Below are 20,473 nucleotides of genomic sequence, written 5' to 3' on the forward strand. Positions count from 1 at the left end.
GCGAGGCGGCCGGTGTCGGGGGTCCTGGCTAGTGTCGGGGCGATGACGCAGCAGACGCCGGGCGCGACCGACCCGACCTCCGACGAGATCGCCGACGCCGGCGGCAGCACGACGCGCGCCGACCTGCGCGAGGAGGCGGAGACCGTGCTGCGCCGCCTCGTGGGGCGTGACGACGCGCGTCTGCGCGACGACCAGTGGCGCGCCGTCGATGCGCTCGTGTCCGACCACCGCCGCGCGCTCGTCGTCCAGCGCACCGGGTGGGGCAAGTCGGCCGTGTACTTCGTGGCGACGGCCCTGCTGCGCGCCCGCGGCGCGGGTCCGACGGTGCTCGTCTCGCCGCTGCTCGCGCTCATGCGGAACCAGGTCGCGTCCGCGCAGCGTGCCGGCGTGCGAGCAGTGACGCTCAACTCCGCCAACGTCACCGAGTGGGACGACGTGCACGCGCAGATCGCCGCGGGCGACGTCGACGTGCTGCTGGTCTCCCCCGAGCGCCTCACCCACCCCCAGTTCCGGGACGAGGTGCTGCCGCGGCTGGCCGCGGACGCCGGCCTGGTGGTCGTGGACGAGGCGCACTGCATCTCCGACTGGGGCCACGACTTCCGGCCCGACTACCGTCGCATCCGCACGCTGCTCGCGGAGCTGCCGGACGGGATCCCCGTGCTGGCGACGACGGCCACGGCGAACGCCCGCGTCACCGCGGACGTCGCGGAGCAGCTCGGGACCGCGGTCCGCGACGACGTCCTCGTCCTGCGCGGGCCGCTCGACCGCTCCAGCCTCGACCTGTCCGTCGTGCGGCTCCCCGACACGGCCGGGCAGCTGGCCTGGCTCGCGCAGAACCTGCCCGCCTTCGAGGGCTCCGGGATCGTCTACTGCCTGACGATCGCGGCCGCCCAGCAGGTCACCGAGCACCTGCGCTCCGCCGGCCTCGACGTGCGGGCGTACACCGGGCAGACCGATCCCGCCGAGCGGGAGGTCGCCGAGGCGGACCTGCTCGCGAACCGCGTCAAGGCGCTGGTCGCCACCTCCGCCCTCGGCATGGGCTTCGACAAGCCGGATCTCGGGTTCGTCGTGCACGTCGGGGCCCCGTCCTCCCCCATCGCGTACTACCAGCAGGTCGGCCGGGCCGGACGGGCGGCCGAGGCCGTCGGCGGGCGCGCGACCGCGGTGCTGCTGCCGGGCCGGGAGGACCGCGCGATCTGGGAGTGGTTCGCGTCGACCGCGTTCCCCCCGGAGGACGACGTGCGGGCCGCGCTGCGAGCCCTGCGCGAGGGCGGCGTGCTGTCCACCGCGGCGCTCGAGACGCACGTCTCGCTGCGCCGGTCACGCCTCGAGCAGATGCTCAAGGTGCTCGACGTCGACGGTGCGGTCCGGCGCGTGCGGGGCGGCTGGGAGGCGACCGGCGAGCCCTGGTCGTACGACGCGGAGCGGTACGAGCGCGTCACCGCCACCCGTCGGGCCGAGCAGCAGCTCATGGTCGACTACGTCACCACCGACGGCTGCCGGATGGCCCACCTGCGACGGGCGCTCGACGACCCCGAGCTCGCAGGCCCCGGCGGCGAGGAGTGGCGGTGCGGACGCTGCGACCGCTGCACGGGCAGCACGGTGGGCGTGGCGCCGGACGCCGAGCACGTCGCCGGCGCCCAGGCGCTGCTCACCTCGGCGGGTGTCGCCGTCGACCCGCGCCGGCAGTGGCCCACCGGGATGGCGACCCTGGGACTCGACCTGCGCGGGCGGATCCCGGTCGAGGAGAACGCCGAGCCGGGGCGCGCCGTCGCCCGGCTCGACTCCGTCGGGTGGGGCGGGCTGCTGCGCGACCTGTTCGGCGGCGAGGCGGACCCGGAGGCCGGCCTCCCGGCGGCGCTGCGCGACCCGGTGCTCGCCACCCTCGACGCGTGGCGGCCCGAGCACCGGCCCGAGGGGGTCGTGGTGGTGCGTTCCTCGACGCGGCCCGCCCTCGTCGAGCACCTCGCGAACGGCGTCGCCCGGCACCTCGGCGTCCCGCTCGTCGGCGCCGTCGCGCCCCGGCCCGACACCCCGCCGAGCCGGCACGACGTCAACTCCGCGCACCGCCTCGCCGCGGTCGCCCGGCGGCTCGAGCTGGACCTCGGGCCCGCCGCGGCCGCCGGGCTCCCCGGACGGACCGTGCTGCTCGTCGACGACCGCACCGACTCCGGGTGGACGCTCACCGTCGCCGCGCGGCTGCTCCGGCAGGCGGGCGCTGCGGCGGTGCTTCCGTTCGTGCTCGGGGTGGGCTGAGACCGGCGCACCGGCGGTCGCGGTCGCGTCACCCGTCGGCGCGGCGCCGTGGACCGGCCCCGGCGGCGGCGGTCGTGTCGCTCCTCGGGTTCGGCAGCCCTTCGTGGTTCGGCAGCGCTCCGTGGTTCGGCACCGCCGCGCGGTTCGGTGCCGCCGCCGCGCGCGAGGCGCCGGCGCCGAACCACCGACGCCGGTCAGCCTGCGTCCGCGTACCCCGCCTGGTCGTCGCCGTCGAGGTCCGTGCACAACCCGTACGCCTCGTCCTCGCCGAAGCCCTCGACGCAGTCGGCGTACCCGGCGATGATCCGCCACGAGTCACCCTCCGTGCCGGTGGCGTCCGAGCAGTCCGGGTGCGATCCCGGTTCGCAGGGCTGGCCCGGCGTCGGTTCCCCCACCGTCGGGTCCCCTGAGGTGGCGGGGGTCGTGGGCGGGACTGCGGTCCCCGGTGACACGGGCGCGGTCCGCCCCGGTGTCGTCCCCTCGGCGTCCGGCTCGTCTTCGCGTTCGGCGACGCACCCGGCCAGCGAGCCGACGGCCAGGATCACCGTGACCGCGAGAGCGACGACCGGCCGACGGCGTGTACGCATGTCACCCACGGTAGACGACCAGGTCACCGTCCCGCGCGTGATCACGTGGCTCAGAACCGGGCGCGGACGGCCTCGCCGTGCGCCGGCAGCCCCTCGGCGTCGGCGAGCGCGACGATCCGGTCCGCGACCTCCCGCAGCGCGTCCGCGTCGTACTCCACCACCTGCACCGCCCGGACGAACGAGTGCACGCCGAGCCCGGACGAGAAGTGGGCGCAGCCACCGGTCGGCAGGACGTGGTTGGAGCCGGCCATGTAGTCGCCCAGCGACACCGGGGAGTACGCGCCGACGAAGATCGCACCCGCACTGGTCACACGCTCCGCGACGGCCGCGGCGTCGACCGTCTGGATCTCGAGGTGCTCCGCCCCGTAGGCGTTGACGACCTCGAGGCCGGCCTCGACGTCGTCCACCAGGACGATCGCCGACTGCGGGCCGGACAGCGCCTGGGCCACGCGCGCGGCGTGCCGGGTGGCCTGCACGCGGTCCACGAGCTTCGCCTCGACGGCGCCCGCGAGCTCGACGGACGGCGTGACCAGGACGGACGCCGCCAGCGGGTCGTGCTCCGCCTGCGAGACCAGGTCGGCGGCCACGTGGTCGGCGTCCGCGGTGCCGTCCGCCAGGACCGCGATCTCCGTGGGGCCCGCCTCCGCATCGATGCCGACGACGCCGCGCACGAGGCGCTTGGCCGCCGCGACGTACACGTTGCCCGGGCCGGTGATCACGTCGACGGGCTCGCAGAGCGTGCCGCCGTCAGCGGGCTCGGAGCCGGCCGCGCCGTACGCCAGCATCGCGATCGCCTGGGCGCCCCCGACCGCGTAGACCTCGTCGACCCCCAGCAGCGCGCACGTCGCGAGCACGACCGGGTCCGGCAGCCCGTCCTCGTCCCGCTGCGGGGGCGACGCGACGGCCAGCGAACCGACGCCCGCCTCCTGCGCGGCCACCACGTTCATGATCACGGACGACGGGTAGACCGCGAGACCGCCCGGCACGTACAGGCCGACGCGCCGCACCGGGATCCACCGCTGACGCACCTGCGCGCCCGGGGCGACCTGCACGGTGTGGTCGGCCGGGCGTTGCTGGGCGTGCACCGCGCGGACCCGGCTGATCGTCTCGTCGAGCGCCGCCCGCACCTGCGGGTCCAGCACGTCCACGGCGGCGGCGATCACATCCGCCGGCACCCGCAGGTGGGCGGGCCGGACGCCGTCGAACCGCTCGGCCAGGTCACGCAACGCCGCGGCGCCGCGCGCCCGGACGTCGGCGATCACCGGCTCGACGGCCGCCGTGGCGGACTCGACGTCGAGTTCGGGACGCGGAAGCGTCTCGAGCAGCTCGCGGCGGGACAGGGCGCGACCGCGCAGGTCGATGCGGGAGATCACCCTCCCGATTCTAGGGCCGCGCCGGAGCGTGCGCCCCGGGCGTCCACCGGCGCGGACGAGGGCGCGCTCAGCCCGACGTCCGGGCCTCGGCGTCGGAGCCGGGACGGGCGCGCGGGCTCCCGCGCCTCCCTGCTCCCCGAACCGCCACGGTCCCCGTCGGCCGGGCGGTGCCGAGCGCGGTCGACCGGCACCGAGCCGCGATCGCGGGCGGACGGCGGTAACGCGGGACACGGGCGGCGGTAACGCGGGACACGGGCGGCGGTAACGCGGGACACGGGACACGGGACACGGGACACGGGACACGGGACACGGGACACTAGCGCGCGAGGACTGCCGGTCTGGGCCGAGCGTGACGGTGCCGCGCGCTGGCAGGATGGTCCGGTGACCACCGTGCCGATCTCTGACGACGTCATCCGACTCGGGCAGTTCCTCAAGCTCGCCGGCCTGGCCGACTCGGGGGCGGACGCCCGGGCGCTGCTCGACGACGGCGAGGTGACCGTCAACGGTGAGCCGGAGTCGCGCCGCGGCCGCCAGCTGCACCGCGGGGACGTCGTCGAGGTCGCCACCCCGGCCGGCCCGCATCGCGCCACCGTCGCCTGACGCGCCCCGGCGGCACCCCGCGAGCTCGACACTCCCGGCGAGTTCGGCACTCCCGGTCGAGTTCGGCAGTCGGAGGTGCCGAACTCGCACCGCACCTGCCGAACTCGCGGGACGGTGCGGACGCAGCCCTCACGCGAGGTCGACGACCTCGGCGGGCGGCGGCGGAACTCTCGGCGCGCCCGTCCGCGCCCGCCCGGGGCGCGCCGGGCCGGACGGCCCGGCGCGGGCCCTAGACGCCGACCGGGGTGGTCGCCGACTCGAGGCAGCCCGGGCCGAGCAGCGCCTTCAGGTCGCCGTACAGCGCGGGTGAACGCTCGACCCGCCAGCCGCCGTTCGGCATGACCAGCGCGGTGCCCCCGCGGACCTGCGCGACGCGGAAGTGGATCTCCGACATCCCGGGGTGGGTGCGCAGCACCTCGAGCAGCCGCTCGAGGACCGGCGGCGTGCAGCGCGCCTCCGACATCCGCACCACGACGGGCGCGTCCGCGACAGCCGACAGGTCGGGCAGCGACACCTCCATCGCCTGCAGCTGCATGGCGTCGTCCCGGCGGCGGACGCGCCCCCGCACGACGATGACGGCGTCCTCGGCGAGCACGGTCGAGTAGGCGAGGTAGGTCTCGCCGAAGAACATGATCTCGACCGACCCCTCCATGTCCTCCAGCGTCACGGCGGCCCACGGGTTGCCCTGCTTGGACATCTTGCGCTGCAGGGACGTCACGAGGCCGGCGACGACGACGGTGGACCCGTCGGGGCGCGCCTCGTCGGCGTTGAGGGTCGCGATCGAGACGTCGGCGGCGGCGGACAGCACGTGCTCGAGCCCGGACAGCGGGTGGTCGGACACGTACAGACCCAGCATCTCCCGCTCGAACTGCAGCCGCTGCTTCTTGTCCCAGTCGGGCACGTCCGGGACCTGGACGGAGAACCCGGGGTCGTCGCCCGCGCCGAGGTCCGCGAACAGGTCGAACTGCCCCTCGGCCTCGCGGCGCTTGACGCCGATCACGGACTCCACGGCCTGCTCGTGCACGAGCAGCAGCGCCCGGCGCGCGTGGCCGAGCGAGTCGAACGCCCCGGCCTTGATGAGGGACTCGATGGTCCGCTTGTTGCAGACGACCGCCGGGACCTTGTCGAGGAAGTCGGTGAACGAGGTGAACTCGCCCTTCTCCTCCCGCGTCCGCACGATCGCGTCGACCACGTTGGCGCCGACGTTGCGGACGGCGGTGAGGCCGAACCGGATGTCCGCCCCGACGGCTGTGAAGAGCGCGGACGACGAGTTGACGTCCGGCGGCAGGACGGTGATGCCCATGCGCCGGCACTCGCCGAGGTACAGCGCGGACTTGTCCTTGTCGTCGCCCACCGAGGTGAGCAGGCCCGCCATGTACTCGGTCGGGTAGTTCGCCTTGAGGTACGCCGTCCAGTACGACACCACGCCGTAGCCCGCGGAGTGCGCCTTGTTGAACGCGTAGCCCGCGAACGGCACGAGCGTGTCCCAGACCGCCTGGATCGCGGGCTTCGAGTAGCCGCGCTCCTTCATGCCCGCCTCGAAGGGCACGAACTCCTTGTCGAGGATCTCCTTCTTCTTCTTGCCCATCGCGCGGCGCAGCAGGTCCGCCTGGCCGAGCGAGTAGCCCGCGAGCACCTGCGCGGCCTTCTGCACCTGCTCCTGGTACACGATGAGGCCGTACGTGCCGTCGAGGACCTCCGCGAGGGGCTCCTCGAGCTCCGGGTGGATGGGCGTGATCGGCTGGAGGCCGTTCTTGCGCAGCGCGTAGTTCGTGTGCGAGTTCATGCCCATCGGCCCGGGACGGTACAGGGCGATGACGGCGGAGATGTCCTCGAAGTTGTCGGGGCGCATCTGCCGCAGCAGCGCCCGCATCGGGCCGCCGTCGAGCTGGAACACACCCAGGGTGTCGCCGCGCGCCAGCAGCTCGTACGTCGCCTTGTCGTCGAGGGGGATCTCCTCGAGCTCGATGGCCGGCTTGTCGTTCATGACGATGTTGCGCAGCGCGTCGTCGAGGATGGTGAGGTTCCGCAGCCCGAGGAAGTCCATCTTGATGAGGCCGAGGCCCTCGGACGTCGGGTAGTCGAACTGCGTGATGACGGCGCCGTCCTGCGGGCGCTTCATGATCGGGATGATGTCGATCAGCGGCTCGCTGGACATGATGACGCCGGCGGCGTGCACGCCCCACTGGCGCTTGAGGTTCTCCAGGCCGCGCGCGGTCTCCAGGACGCGCTGCGCCTCGGGGTCGGCGGCGACGACCTGGCGGAACTCCTCGGCCTCGGCATAGCGCGGGTGCTCGGGGTCGTACATGCCGGACAGCGGGATGTCCTTGCCCATGACGGCGGGCGGCATCGCCTTGGTGAGCTTCTCCCCCATCGCGAACGGGAAGCCCAGCACGCGCGAGGAGTCCTTGAGGGCCTGCTTCGCCTTGATGGTGCCGTAGGTGACGATCTGCGCGACCCGGTCGTCGCCGTACTTCTCGGTGACGTACCGGATGACCTCGCCGCGCCGGCGCTCGTCGAAGTCGACGTCGACGTCCGGCCAGGACACGCGCTCGGGGTTGAGGAACCGCTCGAAGATCAGCCCGTGCCGCAACGGGTCGAGCTCGGTGATGCCCATCGCGTACGAGGCCATCGACCCCGCCGCGGAGCCACGCCCCGGCCCGACGCGGATGCCCTGCGCGCGCGCCCACGCGATGAAGTCGGCGACGACGAGGAAGTACCCGGAGAAGCCGAGCTGGACGATGACGTCGGTCTCGTACGTCGCCTGGGCGCGGACGTCGTCCGGGATGCCACCCGGGTAGCGCCGGTGCAGGCCGCGCTCGACCTCCTTGATGAACCAGGAGTTCTCGTCCTCGCCGTCCGGCACGGGGAACCGGGGCATGTAGTTCGCGCCCGTCGGGAACTCGACGTCGCACCGCTCCGCGATGAGCAGGGTGTTGTCGCAGGCCTCCGGCAGCTCCGACCAGGTCTGGCGCATCTCCTGCGCCGACTTCACGTAGTAGCCGTCGCCGCTGAAGGCGAAGCGGGACCCGCCCTGGTCGTACGTCGGCTCGTCGAGCGTGGACCCGGACTGGACGGCCAGCAGCACCTCGTGCGCGTGCGCGTCCTCCTTGCGGGTGTAGTGCAGGTCGTTCGTCGCGACGACCGGCGCGCCGAGCGTCTCCGCGATCCGCAGCAGGCCCTTGATGGTCCGGCGCTCGATCTCGAGACCGTGGTCCATCAGCTCGACGAAGAAGTTCTCCTTGCCGAAGATGTCCTGCAGCTCCCCGGCCGCCCGCAGCGCCTCTGCGTCGTGCCCCAGCCGCAGCCGCGTCTGGATCTCCCCGGACGGGCACCCCGACGTCGCGATCAGCCCCGTGCTGTACGTCTGCAGCAGCTCGCGGTCCATGCGCGGCCACTTGCCCATCTGCCCCTCGAGCGAGGCCAGCGAGCCCATCCGGAACAGGTTGTGCATGCCCTCGGTGGTCTGGGACAGCAGCGTGAGGTGCGTGTAGGCGCCGCGGGCGGAGACGTCGTCGGCCGCCTGGTGGGCCTCGCCCCAGCGGACGCGCGTCTGGTCGAACCGGCTGGTGCCGGGCGTGACGTACGCCTCGACGCCGATGATCGGCTTGACGCCGAGCTTCGTGGCCTGGGAGTAGAAGTCGAACGCGCCGAACAGGTAGCCGTGGTCGGTGATCGCCATCGCCGACTGACCGAGGCGCTGGGCCTCCGCGAGCATCTCACCGACCCGGGCCGCACCGTCGAGCATCGAGTACTCGGAGTGCGCGTGCAGGTGGACGAAGTCGGAACCGTTGCTGCCACCTGATGCCATGCCCGTCATCCTAGGTCGCCCGTCCGACAGACCCGGCGTGCCCCGCCGCCGCACCCGGCGCCCCGCGGGGAGAGCGTCAGCGGTAGCCGTCGCGCAGCGTCTCCAGCGCGTGCTCGAGGTCCGTGGGGTACGCGCTGGAGACCTCCAGCCACCGCCCGTCCGCGGGGTGCGCGAAGCCGAGCCGCACCGCGTGCAGCCACTGCCGCGTGAGCCCGACCCGCTGCGCGAGCACGGGGTCCGCGCCGTACGTCAGGTCGCCCACGAGCGGGTGCCGCAGCGCCGCGAAGTGCACGCGGATCTGGTGCGTGCGCCCCGTCTCGAGGTGCACCTCCGCCAGGGACGCGGCCGGCAGCATCTCCAGCACCTCGTAGTGGGTGACCGACGGCTTGCCGTCCGCTGTCACGGCGAACTTCCAGTCCTGCCCGGGGTGCCGGCCGATCGGGGCGTCGATCGTCCCGGTGGTCGGCTCGGGGTGGCCCTGCGCGAGCGCGTGGTAGACCTTCTCGACGGTGCGCTCCTTGAACGCCCGCTTGAGGACCGTGTAGGCGTGCTCGCTCTTGGCGACGACCATGAGGCCCGACGTCCCGACGTCCAGCCGGTGCACGACTCCCTGGCGCTCCGCCGCGCCCGAGGTCGACACGTGGTAGCCGCGTGCGGCGAGCACGCCGACGACCGTCGGGCCGGTCCAGCCCGGCGACGGGTGGGCGGCGACGCCGACAGGCTTGTCCACCACCACCAGGTCGGCGTCGTCGTGCGCGATGCGCAGGGCGGGCACGTCCTGCTCCGAGTCCACGGCCCGGGTCGGCTCGGGCGCGGGCACCTCGACCTCGAGCCAGCCGTCCGCGGGCAGGCGGGCCGACTTGCCGACGGCGAGCCCGTCGACCCGCACGAACCCGCCCTCGGCGAGCTCGGCCGCGCGGGTCCGGGACAGCCCGAGCATCCGCGACAGCGCGGCGTCGACCCGCTCGCCCGCCAACGCGTCCGGGACCGGGAGGGTGCGGACCTCAGCCATCGGCGCGCGTCCCCGGGGCCCCCGGCAGGTCCGCCGGCGCACCGGCCGCCCCGCCGGTCGCCGGCGCGCCGTCGCGTCGCGCCTCGTCCTCGCCGCGGCCCTCGCGCGAGCCGTCCAGCCGGATGCCGAGCAGCGACAGCAGCATGAGCATGCCCGCCGCCACGACGATGGCGATGTCGGCCACGTTCCCCACGAACCAGTCCGCGTACGCGATGAAGTCCACGACGTGCCCGCGCGCCACGCCGGGGTCGCGGATCATCCGGTCCACCAGGTTGCCGAGCGCCCCGCCGAGCAGGAGCCCGAGCGCCACGGTCCAGCCACGCGACCCCAGCCGCCGCGCGACCCGGACGATCACCACCACGACGGTGATCGCGACGACGGTCAGCAGCCAGGTCGTCCCCGTCGCGATGCCCAGCGCCGCACCCGGGTTGAACAGCAGCTGCAGCCCGAGCAGGTCGCCGAGCAGCGGTCGGCGGACGCCCTCCTCGAGCGTCGCGAGCGCCCACGCCTTCGTGGCCTGGTCGAGCACGAGCGTGCCCACCGCCAGGGCGACCAGCCCGGCGACGAACCGGCGGCGGGAGCCGCGGCCCGGCACCGGGGCTGCGTCCGGTGCCGTCCGGGGCAGCGGGCCACCCTCCGGGCGCGCGGGGACGGCGGCGACCTCGGCATCGCCGGGCTGCGGGGCTGCGGGGACGGGCTCGGGCCCGGGGGTTCGCGACATCGCCGCAGAGTCTACGGGCGCGCCGCACCCCGCCGGCCGCCCCCGCGCGGCCGCGGTGCAGGTGACCCCGGGCGCACGACGGCCCCCGGGGTCACCCGGGGGCCGTCGTCGGCGTCGCGGGCGGGGTCAGCGGCGCTCCTCGCGCTGCTTGCACGCCACGCAGAGCGTCGCCCGCGGGAACGCCTGCACGCGGGCCTTGCCGATCGCCTCGCCGCAGGAGTCGCAGCGGCCGAACGTGCCGGCGTCGATGCGCGCCAGCGCGCGGGTGGTCTGCTCGAGCATGTCGCGGGTGTTGTTGACCAGCGTGAGCTCGTGCTCCCGCTCCAGCGCGCTGGAGCCGGAGTCGGCCTGGTCGTCGCCGGCCCCGTCACCGGAGTTGCGCAGCAGGTTCGACAGCTCCTCGTCGGCGGCCGCGAGCTCCGCGGTCAGACGGTCGACCTCGCCGACGAGCTCGGTGGCGATCTCCTGCACCTCCTGCTCGGTCCAGGCGTCCTCACCGGCCCGGACGGGGAACCGGGTGGCCGCGTCCGTCAGGTCGGGGAGCGTGCGAGGGGCGTGCGCGCTGAGCGAGTCGTTGATGGCCACGGGGGTCCTCTTTCCTCAGATGAGTCCGCAGAGACTATGCGCCCCGCCCTGGACGCACAACACACCACGCCCGACGGCGCGGGCGTGGTGTGTCGTGGGTGACGAGGCGTCCGGCTGCCGGCCGGGTCGGCAGGCGCCCGGCGGCGCCGGTGTCAGAGGCGGTCGGCCGACGGCGTCGCGCCCTGGGCACCGCGCTGCGGCAGCGCGCTGGCCCGGTTGTCGAGGTCGCCGAGCAGGTTCTCGAGGTAGCTCTTGAGGCGCGTGCGGTAGTCGCGCTCGAACACCCGGAGCTCGTCGATCTTGCGCTCGAGCACCGAGCGCTCCTGCTCGAGCTCGCTGAGCGTGCGGGCGGAGGTCTCCTCGGCCTCGCGGACGATGCGCTGGGCCTGGCCCTTCGCCTCGTTGACGATGCGGTCGCCCTCCTCCTGACCGCTGCGGACGTAGTCGTCGTGCAGCTTCTGGGCCAGGGCGAGCATGCCGGTGGCGGACTCGGGCTCGCTCTGCCGCTGCGGCGCGACCGGCGCGGTGGCCACCGGGGCGGGAGCCGGGGCCGGGGCCGCGGCGACGGGGGCCGGGGCGGGCTTCTCCTCGGGCTTCGGGGCCGCAGGCGCCTGCGCGCCCTGGCGGCTGAGCTCGGCGATGCGGCGCTCCGCCGCGGCGAGCTTCGCCTTGAGGTCCTCGTTCTCGCTCTGGGTCTCCCGGAGGGTGTTCACGACCTCGTCGAGGAAGTCGTCGACCTCGTCCTGGTCGTACCCCTCGCGGAACTTCGTCGCCTGGAACTTCTTGTTCAGGACGTCGTCTGCCGTCAGCAGTGCCATCGTCGTCACCTCTTCGGTCGTACTGGGTCGAGCCGGTGGCAGTCCGCCGACCACCTCGGGCCACCGTAGCGGACATTGGGAGTTGTGCACGCGACCCGCCCGCGTGCCGCGGCACGCGATCGGACCCGGGGGCACGCCGGCCCGGGGAGCAGCGGCGTCATGCCGCGAGCCACCCCAGGAGGGAGAGCAGGAACGAGCAGCCGAGCATCAGCACGAGGAACGCCAGGTCGAGGCGCACCGAGCCGAGCGTCAGCGGCGGGATCACGCGGCGCAGCGCACGCAGCGGGGGGTCGGTCACCGAGTACGTGATCTCGGCGACGACGAGAGCGGCACCGCGAGGGCGCCAGTCCCGCGCGAAGTACTGCACCCAGTCGAGGACCAGGCGCACGAGCAGGACGAGGATGAAGGCCAGGACGACGAGCTGCAGCAGGCCGAGGACGAAGGTCACGCGTCCCAGTCTCCCCGATCCGTCAGCTCTGGTTGAAGAAGCCGGCGCGCGAGCCCTCGGCGGGCCGGCCGTCACCGGTGATCTCGACCGAGGACGGCGACAGCAGGAACACCTTGTTGGTGACCCGCTCGATCGCGCCGTGCAGGCCGAAGATCAGGCCCGCGGCGAAGTCGACGAGCCGCTTGGCGTCCGCGTCGTCCATGTCCGACAGGTTCATGATGACCGGGGTGTTCTCCCGGAACGCCTCGCCGATCTTGCGCGCGTCGTTGTAGGAGCGCGGGTGGATCGTCGTGATGCGGCGGACCTCGCCGTCGTGGCGGGGCGCGGACGCCGGCGCGACGGGGCGCTCGACGGGCGCGGCGGTCCGGTGCAGCGGGGTGACCTCGGCCTCGTAGTCCTGTCCCACGGTCGCCTCCGGCTCGTCGTACTCGTCGACGTACTGGTCGTGCTCGCCACGGTCGTCGGCAAGCCCGAGGTACAGCATGGTCTTGCGCAGCGCTCCGGCCATCGCGATCACTCCATCCGCATTGCTGAAAGGTCCTGCGACGTCACGCTAGCAACGCGCCGGCGCGCTGCCCGGCTGCGACACGCGGCGTGTCGACCGCGGTCCACGCCGGCCCGGCGCCTCAGACGAGCGCGACCACCCCGGCGGACCTCCCGGTGGTGCGCCCCGCACGCTGCGCCCGCCGGTGCGAGTAGAAGCGCTCGTCGGTGTCCGTGCACCATCCCGTGAGCCGCACGTCCCCGACGCCGGCCTCGCGCAGGACGGCGGCGGCGCCAGCGGGCAGGTCGAGCCCGGGCGTGCCGCGGTCGGTCGTGCACGCCGTCGCGGGCACGACGTGCGCCACCTCCCGCTGCATCGCCGCGGGGACCTCGTAGCGGGCACCCGAGATCGCGGGACCGACCACCGCTCGCACCCGTGCGAGGTCCGCTCCCCGGGCGACCATGGCCCCGAGCGCCGCCTGCAGCACGCCGGCCACGAGCCCCCGCCGCCCGGCGTGCGCCGCGCCCACGACGCGCGCGACGGGGTCGGCGAGCAGCACCGGGACGCAGTCCGCGACCAGCACACCGACCGCCGTCCCGGGCAGCGTCGTGACGAACGCGTCGGCGTCCCCCACCGCGTCGGACCGGGCGTCGGCGGCGGAGCCGACCACGTGCACGGCGGACCCGTGCACCTGACGGCCCCACGCGACCGGTGCCCCGGCCCACGCCGCGACGCGCGCACGGTTCTCACGCACGTGCGCCGGGTCGTCCCCCACGGCCAGACCGAGGTCGAGGGTGTCCCAGGGTGGCGCGCTGACGCCGCCGGCGCGGGTGGTGAAGCCCGCCCGGACGCCGGGGCCGAGGTCGACCTCCAGGACCGGGAGACCCACGGCGGCTACTTGAGGAAGTCCGGCACGTCGAGGTCGTCGTCCTTGCGCCGCGCGACCTCCTCCTCGAAGATCCGCGGGACCTCGAGCTGGCCGGTGGCGCCGGCGTCGGTCTCGGTGCTCAGGAACGCCGGGACGCCGGCCGCCGGGCGCTGCTCCTCGTCGGGGCCGACGGGCCGCGGCGGGACGGCGGCGTGCGCGGCGGTCGTGGTGGGCACCGCCGCCGAGGGCGGGATCGCCGCCGGCGCCGGGGCGCCGCCGGAGCTGACCTGCCCCAGAGCGCGCGAATCGCGCCGGACGGAAGGCGCACCGCCGTCGAACCCGGCCGCGATCACCGTCACGCGCACCTCGTCGCCGAGGGCGTCGTCGATGACGGCGCCGAAGATGATGTTCGCCTCGGGGTGCGCGGCCTCCTGCACCAGGCGGGCGGCCTCGTTGATCTCGAACAGCCCGAGGTCGGACCCGCCCTGGATCGACAGCAGCACGCCGTGGGCGCCGTCGATGCTGGCCTCCAGCAGCGGCGAGGAGATGGCGAGCTCGGCCGCCTGCACCGCGCGGTCCTCCCCGCGTGCGGAGCCGATGCCCATGAGCGCCGAACCCGCACCCTGCATGACCGACTTCACGTCGGCGAAGTCGAGGTTGATGAGGCCCGGCGTGGTGATCAGGTCGGTGATGCCCTGGACACCGGAGAGCAGCACCTGGTCGGCGGACCGGAACGCGTCGAGCACGGAGACCGACCGGTCGGAGATCGACAGCAGGCGGTCGTTGGGGATGACGATGAGGGTGTCGACCTCGGCGCGCAGCGCCTCGATGCCGGAGTCGGCCTGCACGGTGCGGCGGCGACCCTCGAAGGTGAACGGGCGCGTGACGACGCCGATGGTCAGCGCGCCGAGCGAGCGGGCGATGCGGGCCACGACCGGGGCGCCGCCCGTCCCGGTGCCGCCGCCCTCGCCCGCGGTCACGAACACCATGTCGGCGCCGCGCAGGACGTCCTCGATCTCCTCCGCGTGGTCCTCGGCGGCCTTCTTGCCGACCTCCGGGTCGGCGCCGGCGCCGAGGCCCCGGGTCAGCTCGCGGCCGACGTCGAGCTTCACGTCGGCGTCGGACATGAGCAGGGCCTGCGCGTCGGTGTTGATGGCGATGAACTCGACACCCTTGAGGCCGACCTCGATCATGCGGTTCACGGCGTTGACGCCGCCACCACCGATGCCGACGACCTTGATGACCGCCAGGTAGTTCTGCGGAGCTGCCACGGTGGGTGCCTCTCGTCTCGCGATGTCGACGAACCTTCACCCTCAACTAGAGGGTTATAGTTATGTCAGTTCTGTCTGGGTGTGACGGTATGTGGCGCGCCGGACCGGTTCAACGACCGGTGCGCGCGTGTCGGCCCCGGATCACCCGACGACCGGCATCGTGGGCGCCGAGACGTCGTAGCGCGTCGAGCCCGCCGTCTCGGGCGCGGCGCGCAGCGCCTGCAGCACCGCCACCTTGAGCGCCGAGTCCTGCGCGCTCCCCCACTCGACGGTCGCCCCGTCGCGCAGCGTGAACTGCACCGTGTCCTGCGTGCCCGCCGACACCTGCCCGATCGCCGCGAGCAGGTCCTCGGGCAGCGCCTCGAGCACCCCGAGCGTCGCCGTGAGGATGCGGCCCTCGCCGACGGGCACCTCGACCACGGGGAGGCCCTCCGGCGGCGCATCCGCCCGGCCGACCTGCACGCCCTCCTGGTCGACGAGGGCGAAGCCCCCGCCCTCGCCGTCCGTGGCGCTGTGGTCCGCCCGTTCTGCGACCTCCGACGACTCGGGCACGGCAGCGACCGGCTCGCGGGACACCAGCGCCACGGTCAGCCCGTGCGGCCAGTCCCGGCTGACCGTCACGTCCCGCACCCCGGGCACGTCGAGCAGCTCGGAGCGCAGCCGGGCCGTGTCGAGGCGCGGCAGCGGCGTGCCGTCCTCCGCGTCCACGACGGCCCGCACCTGGTCGACCGCGACCACGGTGCCGGCACCGGTCACGGTGACCTGGTCCTTCTCCAGGGCGAGCACGGGCGAGAGCAGCAGCAGCCACGCGACCGCCGCGACGGAGAGGACCCCGCCGGCGACCAGGAGGATCTGGCGCCACGCCAGTCGGCGTCGGGCGCGCGCCCGCTCGGCGAACCGAGCGGCCGACCCCTGGCTGACGACGGGCGGCCGGACGGGGAACGCCCCCGTGCCGGACCGCGGGACGAGTGCCGAGCCCGCCGTCCGCCGACCGCCGCCGGACGCCCGGCCCGTCGGCGCCGGGGATCCCGAGCCGCCGACCCCCGCGGCGCGACCGGGGCGCGCGGCGGCGTCCACCGCGGGCGCTGCGCTCCTGTCGGGCACGGCGCTCGTGGGGGCGGTGCCCGGGCGCGCCGTGGTGCCCGGGCCGGAGGGGCGGGACGCCGCCGGGCGGGGATCCGGCGAGGCAGGGGCCGGACGGGGAGCGGGCGGACGTCTCGGCCCGGACGTCCGTCCGGGCTGGGGCGGGCGCGGGCGCTGCGGCGTCACGCCCGGCCGGTCCCGTCGGGCTGGTCCGCGTCGTCGCCACCCTCGGACGCGTCGGGCACCTCGGACGGCCCGGGAGGGGCGAGCAGGTCGCCGGCGTCCCCGGCACCGTCGCCGGGCTGCGCGTCGCCGGCCCCCCCGTCCAGCGTCGCGAGCACCTCGGCTGCGAGCAGCGTGACGTCGCCGGCGCCGACCGTGAGCACCAGGTCGCCCGGCGCGGCCGCCGCGGCCACCGCGCGCGCGGCCTCGTGGCGGTCCGCGACGTAGGTCGCACGCCCCGGCGTGGGCACGCGCTGCACGATCGTGTCGCCGCTGACCTCCGGGTCCGGGTCCTCGCGCGCGGCGTAGACGTCGGTCACGACGACGGTGTCCGCGAGGTCGAGCGCCGCGCCGAACTCGGTCGCGAAGGTCCGCGTCCGCGAGTACAGGTGCGGCTGGAACAGCACGTGCACCCGCCCGTCCCCGACGACGCCGCGGGCGGTGCGCAGCAGCGCGGCGACCTCGGTGGGGTGGTGGGCGTAGTCGTCGACGACGCGGACGCCGCCCGCCGTCCCGCGGTCCTCGAACCGCCGGCCCGTACCGCGGAACTCCCCCAGCCCGGCCGCGACGGCCGCGGGGTCGGCACCGACGGCCCACGCCGCCAGGTACGCCGCCGCGGCGTTCGCGGCGTTGTGGTCGCCGGGCACCGCGAGCACCAGGTCGGCACCGGGGACCTCGGCGGAGCGCGACGTGAGCGTGACGTGCCAGCCGCCGCCCTGCGCCCGCACCGGGCCCAGCACGAGGTCCGGGCCCGGCCCGTCCCCGGCGACCGCCGCATCCGATCCGTAGGTGAGGACGCGGACGCCGCGCCGCGTCAGGCGGTCCCGCACCGCCTCGACCAGCCGGGCCGCTCCCGCGTCGTCGAGGCACGCGACGAACGCGCCGCCGTCGAGCACGCGGTCGGCGAACGCCTCGAACGCGGCCTCGAACGCCTCCGCCGACCCGTAGTGGTCGAGGTGGTCGGGCTCCACGTTGGTCACGACGGCGACCGCCGGCGCGTACGCGAGGAACGAGCCGTCGGACTCGTCGGCCTCCGCGACGAACACCTCGCCCGCCCCGGTGCGGTGCCCGGGCGTGGCGCCGTGGGCGGTGAGGACGGTGCCGCCGATCGCGTACGACGGGTCGAGCACCGGGTCCTCGCGGCCGGCGGCGCCGAGCGCGGTCGCGACCATCGTCGACGTCGTGGTCTTGCCGTGCGCGCCGGCCACGGCGATGCCGATGCGCCCGGTCATGAGCGCGGCCAGCGCCTCGGAGCGGTGCAGCACCCGCAGCCCGCGCTCCCGCGCCGCCGCGAGCTCGGGGTTCGTCTCCCGGATCGCGCTCGACACCACGACGGTGTCGACGCCGGCCAGGTGCGCCGCGTCGTGACCGACGTGGACGACCACGCCCGCCTCGCGCAGGGCCGGCAGGGCCGGGCCCTCGTGCGCGTCGGAGCCGGAGACCGTCAGGCCGCGCGCGGCGAGCAGCCCCGCCACGGCGGACATCCCCGCCCCGCCGACGCCGACCAGGTGCACGCGCCCGAGATCGGCCACCGCGTCACCGCGGGTCGCGGCGGGGTGCGCGCTCGGCTCCCCGTCCCCCCGGCCACCCGCCGCCGCGGCGTCGCCGCCGTCCGGCGCGACCGTCCCGCCGACAGCCGCGCCGTCCACGAGCGGTCCGGCGTCCGCCGCGGAGCCGTCGCCCGCCGGGCCCGCGTCCGCACGACCCGCTCCGTCGGCTCGCGACTCGCGCTCCGCGGCGTCCGCGGCGGTGCGCTCGGCCGCGGCCCGCTCCGCCTCGGCCCGCTGGGCGGCGACCCGCTCGCCCTCGGCGAGGGCGTCCAGCACGAGGTCGGCGACGCGCGCGGCGGCGTCCGGCACGCCCACCCGGGCGGCGGCCTCGCCCATCGCACGGCGCTCGTCCGCGGCGTCCGGCTCCAGCAGCGGCAGCAGGTGCGCGGTGATCCAGTCGCCGGTCAGCGCGTCGTCGGCGACGAGCAGCCCGCCGCCCTCGGCGACCACGGGCTGCGCGTTGAGGCGCTGCTCCCCGTTGCCGACGGGCAGCGGCACGTACACCGCGGGGATGCCGAGGGCGGCCAGCTCGCTGACCGTCCCCGCACCGGCACGGCACAGCACGAGGTCCGCGACGGCGAGCGCCTGCTCCATCTCCCCCAGGTACTCCCGCACGTGGTACCGCTCCGCGCCCGGGACACCCCGGACCGCGGAGCGCACCTCCTCGGCCTTGCCCGCGCCGGTCAGGTGCAGCACCTCGGCCCCGGTGGCGAGCACGGCGCGCGCCTCCGCGGCGAGCGCGCGGTTGACGGACACCGCCCCGAGCGAGCCGCCGGTCACCAGCAGCGTGACGCGGGCCGGGTCGAAGCCCAGCTCGGCGGCCGCCCGGCGCCGTGTCCCCTCCGGGTCGCGGGCGCGGTCGGCCAGCAGGCCGGCGATCTCCGGGCGCAGCGGCAGCCCGGTGACCTGGGCCCGGGGCAGACGCGTGCCGGGGAAGGTCACCGCGACGGCGTGCGCGCCGCGGGCGCCGAGCCGGTTCGCGAGCCCGGCCCGGGCGTTCTGCTCGTGCACGACCACGGGCACGCCGCGGGAGCGGGCCGCCAGGTAGGCCGGGGTGGAGACGTAGCCGCCGAACCCGACGACCGCACCCGCGCCGGTGGCGTCGATCGCCTCGCCCGCGGCGTCGACCGCCACGCGCAGCATCCGGGGCAGGCGCAGCCAGTCCGGGGTGGGCCGGCGGGGCAGCGGCACCTTGGGGACCACGTGCATCTCGAGCCCGCGCTCGGGCACCAGCCGCGACTCGAGGCCCTCCGCGGTGCCGAGCGCGACGAGGCGCAGCTCCGGGTCGCGGGCGCGCAGCTCCTCCGCCACGGCGAGCAGCGGGTTGACGTGCCCGGCCGTGCCGCCGCCCGCGAGCAGGACCGCGCGGGGACGCGGCTCCTCGTCGTGCGTGGCGTCGGCGTCGGGTGCGGTCACGGGGTCCTCCGGTTCAGGCGCGCGGGCGCCGGTGGTGCGAGCGGGGCGAGGGGCGGGGGTGTCGCGCGTGAGCCGGCGGCCTGTCCGGCGCGCCGGGGCGGCACCGGGCGGGGTGCTGCGGGACACCCGCGACGTCAGGCACGGGTCCGGCCGATCACGGCGAGCGACCGGCGCACGACGCTCGGCCGGGTGGCGAGGGCCTCCGCGGCACCGGGCTCGGTCCGCGCGAACGACACCACCATGCCGAGAGCGACGAGCGTCGTGATGAGCGCGGACCCGCCCGCGGACACCAGCGGGAGCGGCACCCCGATGACCGGGAGCAGCCCGACGACGACCCCCATGTTGACGAGGGCCTGCCCGACGATCCACGCGGCGACGCCGCCGGTGACGATCTGGGCGAACGGGTCCCGGTGGCGGGCGATGACGCGGAACATCGCGAACGCGAGCACGGCGACCAGCACGAGGACGAGCAGCGTCCCGATGAGGCCGAGCTCCTCGCCGATGATCGCGAAGATGAAGTCGTTGTGCGCCTCGGGCAGGTAGGACCACTTCTCGCGGCTCTGGCCGAGGCCGAGACCCGCCCACCCTCCGGTGGCGAGCGCCTGCAGACCGTGGACCGTCTGGTAGCAGCCGCCCTGGACGTCGCAGTCGCCGGTGAACCAGTCCATGATCCGGCTGGTCCGGTTGGTGCTGCCGATGGCGAGCACGGCCACCCCGGCGGCGGCCGCCATCCCGGCGGCGGCGAAGATCCGCATCGGCACCCCCGCCACGAACAGCGCGCCGGCGACGAGGAGCAGCATGATGATCGCGGTGCCGAGGTCGTGGCCGAGCAGCACCATGCCGACCGCGCCTCCGGCGACGGGCAGCGCGGGGATGGCGGCGTGCTTCCAGTCGTCGAACAGCGGCTGCTTGCGGGCGAGCACCGCTCCGAGCCACACCACGAGCGCGAGCTTGAGCGCCTCGGCGGGCTGCGCGGTGAAACCGCCGACGCAGACCCAGCCCTGGTTGCCGCCCTTGCCGCAGCCGAGCGGCGTGTAGACGAGGAGCTGCGCGACCAGGCCGACACCGAGCAGCGGCCAGGCGAGCGCCTGGTAGACCCGCGACGGCATCCGCGAGGCGACCCACGCCAGCGGCAGGCCGATCAGCGCGTACTGGGCCTGGTTGCGGAACACCGCGTACGGCGAGTCGTCGCTGGCGAGCGAGTCCACCGCGGAGGAGGACAGGACCATGACGAGGCCGAGCACGAGCATGAGCCCGGCGGCGCCGACGAGCAGGTAGTAGCTCGTGACGGCGCTGTTCCACTGCCCGAGCCGCGAGGGGCGCTGCTCCGTGGCGGGCGACGGGGCGTCGGTCGTCTGGGCCATCGGC

Annotated in this window: 16 protein-coding genes; 2 read left to right on the forward strand and 14 right to left on the reverse strand. The window is 75.3% G+C overall.

Annotated elements, in window-relative coordinates:
- The first annotated feature begins 42 nt into the window (after positions 1–42).
- Positions 43–2,256, forward strand: coding sequence for a RecQ family ATP-dependent DNA helicase (locus tag K5O09_RS11290; RefSeq protein WP_222169644.1), 2,214 nt, complete (start codon positions 43–45; stop codon positions 2,254–2,256).
- A gap of 194 nt (positions 2,257–2,450) precedes the next feature.
- Here the strand turns inward: K5O09_RS11290 and K5O09_RS11295 are convergent, their stop codons facing one another.
- Positions 2,451–2,843, reverse strand: a complete 393-nt coding sequence (locus tag K5O09_RS11295) for a hypothetical protein (protein WP_222169645.1) — start codon at positions 2,841–2,843, stop codon at positions 2,451–2,453.
- Between the two features lie 50 nt (positions 2,844–2,893).
- On the reverse strand, positions 2,894–4,216 hold the full coding sequence (gene hisD, locus K5O09_RS11300; protein WP_222169646.1) for a histidinol dehydrogenase: 1,323 nt from the start codon (positions 4,214–4,216) through the stop codon (positions 2,894–2,896).
- A 381-nt stretch (positions 4,217–4,597) separates the two neighbouring features.
- On the opposite strand from hisD, the gene K5O09_RS11305 reads away from it, so the two are divergent.
- Positions 4,598–4,816 carry an RNA-binding S4 domain-containing protein gene (locus tag K5O09_RS11305; protein ID WP_222169647.1) on the forward strand — a complete coding sequence of 73 codons (219 nt, stop codon included), beginning with the start codon at positions 4,598–4,600 and terminating at the stop codon, positions 4,814–4,816.
- A 229-nt stretch (positions 4,817–5,045) separates the two neighbouring features.
- Here the strand turns inward: K5O09_RS11305 and dnaE are convergent, their stop codons facing one another.
- The 12 genes from dnaE to ftsW form a co-directional block, all read right to left on the reverse strand.
- Positions 5,046–8,627 (reverse strand): DNA polymerase III subunit alpha, encoded by a 3,582-nt coding sequence (dnaE, locus tag K5O09_RS11310; protein WP_222169648.1) that lies wholly within the window; start codon positions 8,625–8,627, stop codon positions 5,046–5,048.
- A gap of 76 nt (positions 8,628–8,703) precedes the next feature.
- A complete protein-coding gene (locus K5O09_RS11315) occupies positions 8,704–9,639 on the reverse strand; it encodes an RluA family pseudouridine synthase (RefSeq protein ID WP_222169649.1) in 936 nt (311 codons plus the stop codon).
- A complete protein-coding gene (locus K5O09_RS11320) occupies positions 9,632–10,360 on the reverse strand; it encodes a signal peptidase II (protein ID WP_222169650.1) in 729 nt (242 codons plus the stop codon). The genes K5O09_RS11315 and K5O09_RS11320 overlap by 8 nt, the downstream gene beginning before the upstream one ends.
- A gap of 126 nt (positions 10,361–10,486) precedes the next feature.
- On the reverse strand, positions 10,487–10,945 hold the full coding sequence (locus K5O09_RS11325; RefSeq protein ID WP_222169651.1) for a TraR/DksA family transcriptional regulator: 459 nt from the start codon (positions 10,943–10,945) through the stop codon (positions 10,487–10,489).
- A gap of 152 nt (positions 10,946–11,097) precedes the next feature.
- Positions 11,098–11,763 (reverse strand): DivIVA domain-containing protein, encoded by a 666-nt coding sequence (locus tag K5O09_RS11330; RefSeq protein WP_222169652.1) that lies wholly within the window; start codon positions 11,761–11,763, stop codon positions 11,098–11,100.
- A gap of 157 nt (positions 11,764–11,920) precedes the next feature.
- Complete coding sequence (locus tag K5O09_RS11335; protein WP_222169653.1) at positions 11,921–12,211, reverse strand: YggT family protein; 291 nt, start codon at positions 12,209–12,211, stop codon at positions 11,921–11,923.
- Positions 12,212–12,233: 22 nt separating this feature from the next.
- Positions 12,234–12,719, reverse strand: coding sequence for a cell division protein SepF (locus tag K5O09_RS11340; RefSeq protein ID WP_222169654.1), 486 nt, complete (start codon positions 12,717–12,719; stop codon positions 12,234–12,236).
- Positions 12,720–12,837: 118 nt separating this feature from the next.
- Entirely contained in the window at positions 12,838–13,584 is a 747-nt protein-coding gene (pgeF, locus tag K5O09_RS11345) for a peptidoglycan editing factor PgeF (protein WP_222169655.1), read from the reverse strand.
- A gap of 5 nt (positions 13,585–13,589) precedes the next feature.
- Positions 13,590–14,834 (reverse strand): cell division protein FtsZ, encoded by a 1,245-nt coding sequence (gene ftsZ / locus K5O09_RS11350; RefSeq protein WP_222169656.1) that lies wholly within the window; start codon positions 14,832–14,834, stop codon positions 13,590–13,592.
- 141 nt (positions 14,835–14,975) lie between these two features.
- Entirely contained in the window at positions 14,976–15,938 is a 963-nt protein-coding gene (locus K5O09_RS11355) for a cell division protein FtsQ/DivIB (protein WP_255595306.1), read from the reverse strand.
- Between the two features lie 161 nt (positions 15,939–16,099).
- On the reverse strand, positions 16,100–19,105 hold the full coding sequence (murC, locus tag K5O09_RS19560) for a UDP-N-acetylmuramate--L-alanine ligase (protein ID WP_370635434.1): 3,006 nt from the start codon (positions 19,103–19,105) through the stop codon (positions 16,100–16,102).
- Positions 19,106–19,239: 134 nt separating this feature from the next.
- Entirely contained in the window at positions 19,240–20,469 is a 1,230-nt protein-coding gene (ftsW, locus tag K5O09_RS11365; protein ID WP_222169658.1) for a putative lipid II flippase FtsW, read from the reverse strand.
- Between the last annotated feature and the right edge of the window lie 4 nt (positions 20,470–20,473).

Source organism: Cellulomonas sp. C5510 (genome assembly GCF_019797765.1).
Lineage (GTDB): Bacteria > Actinomycetota > Actinomycetes > Actinomycetales > Cellulomonadaceae > Cellulomonas.

Coding starts and splice junctions, on each gene's coding strand:
- dnaE (WP_222169648.1), bottom strand. CDS start 8,627: ATGGCATCAGGTGGCAGCAACGGTTCCGACTTCGTCCACCTGCACGCG.
- ftsW (WP_222169658.1), bottom strand. CDS start 20,469: ATGGCCCAGACGACCGACGCCCCGTCGCCCGCCACGGAGCAGCGCCCC.
- K5O09_RS11320 (WP_222169650.1), bottom strand. CDS start 10,360: ATGTCGCGAACCCCCGGGCCCGAGCCCGTCCCCGCAGCCCCGCAGCCC.
- K5O09_RS11330 (WP_222169652.1), bottom strand. CDS start 11,763: ATGGCACTGCTGACGGCAGACGACGTCCTGAACAAGAAGTTCCAGGCG.
- K5O09_RS11290 (WP_222169644.1), top strand. CDS start 43: ATGACGCAGCAGACGCCGGGCGCGACCGACCCGACCTCCGACGAGATC.
- K5O09_RS11295 (WP_222169645.1), bottom strand. CDS start 2,843: ATGCGTACACGCCGTCGGCCGGTCGTCGCTCTCGCGGTCACGGTGATC.
- K5O09_RS11315 (WP_222169649.1), bottom strand. CDS start 9,639: ATGGCTGAGGTCCGCACCCTCCCGGTCCCGGACGCGTTGGCGGGCGAG.
- K5O09_RS11340 (WP_222169654.1), bottom strand. CDS start 12,719: ATGGCCGGAGCGCTGCGCAAGACCATGCTGTACCTCGGGCTTGCCGAC.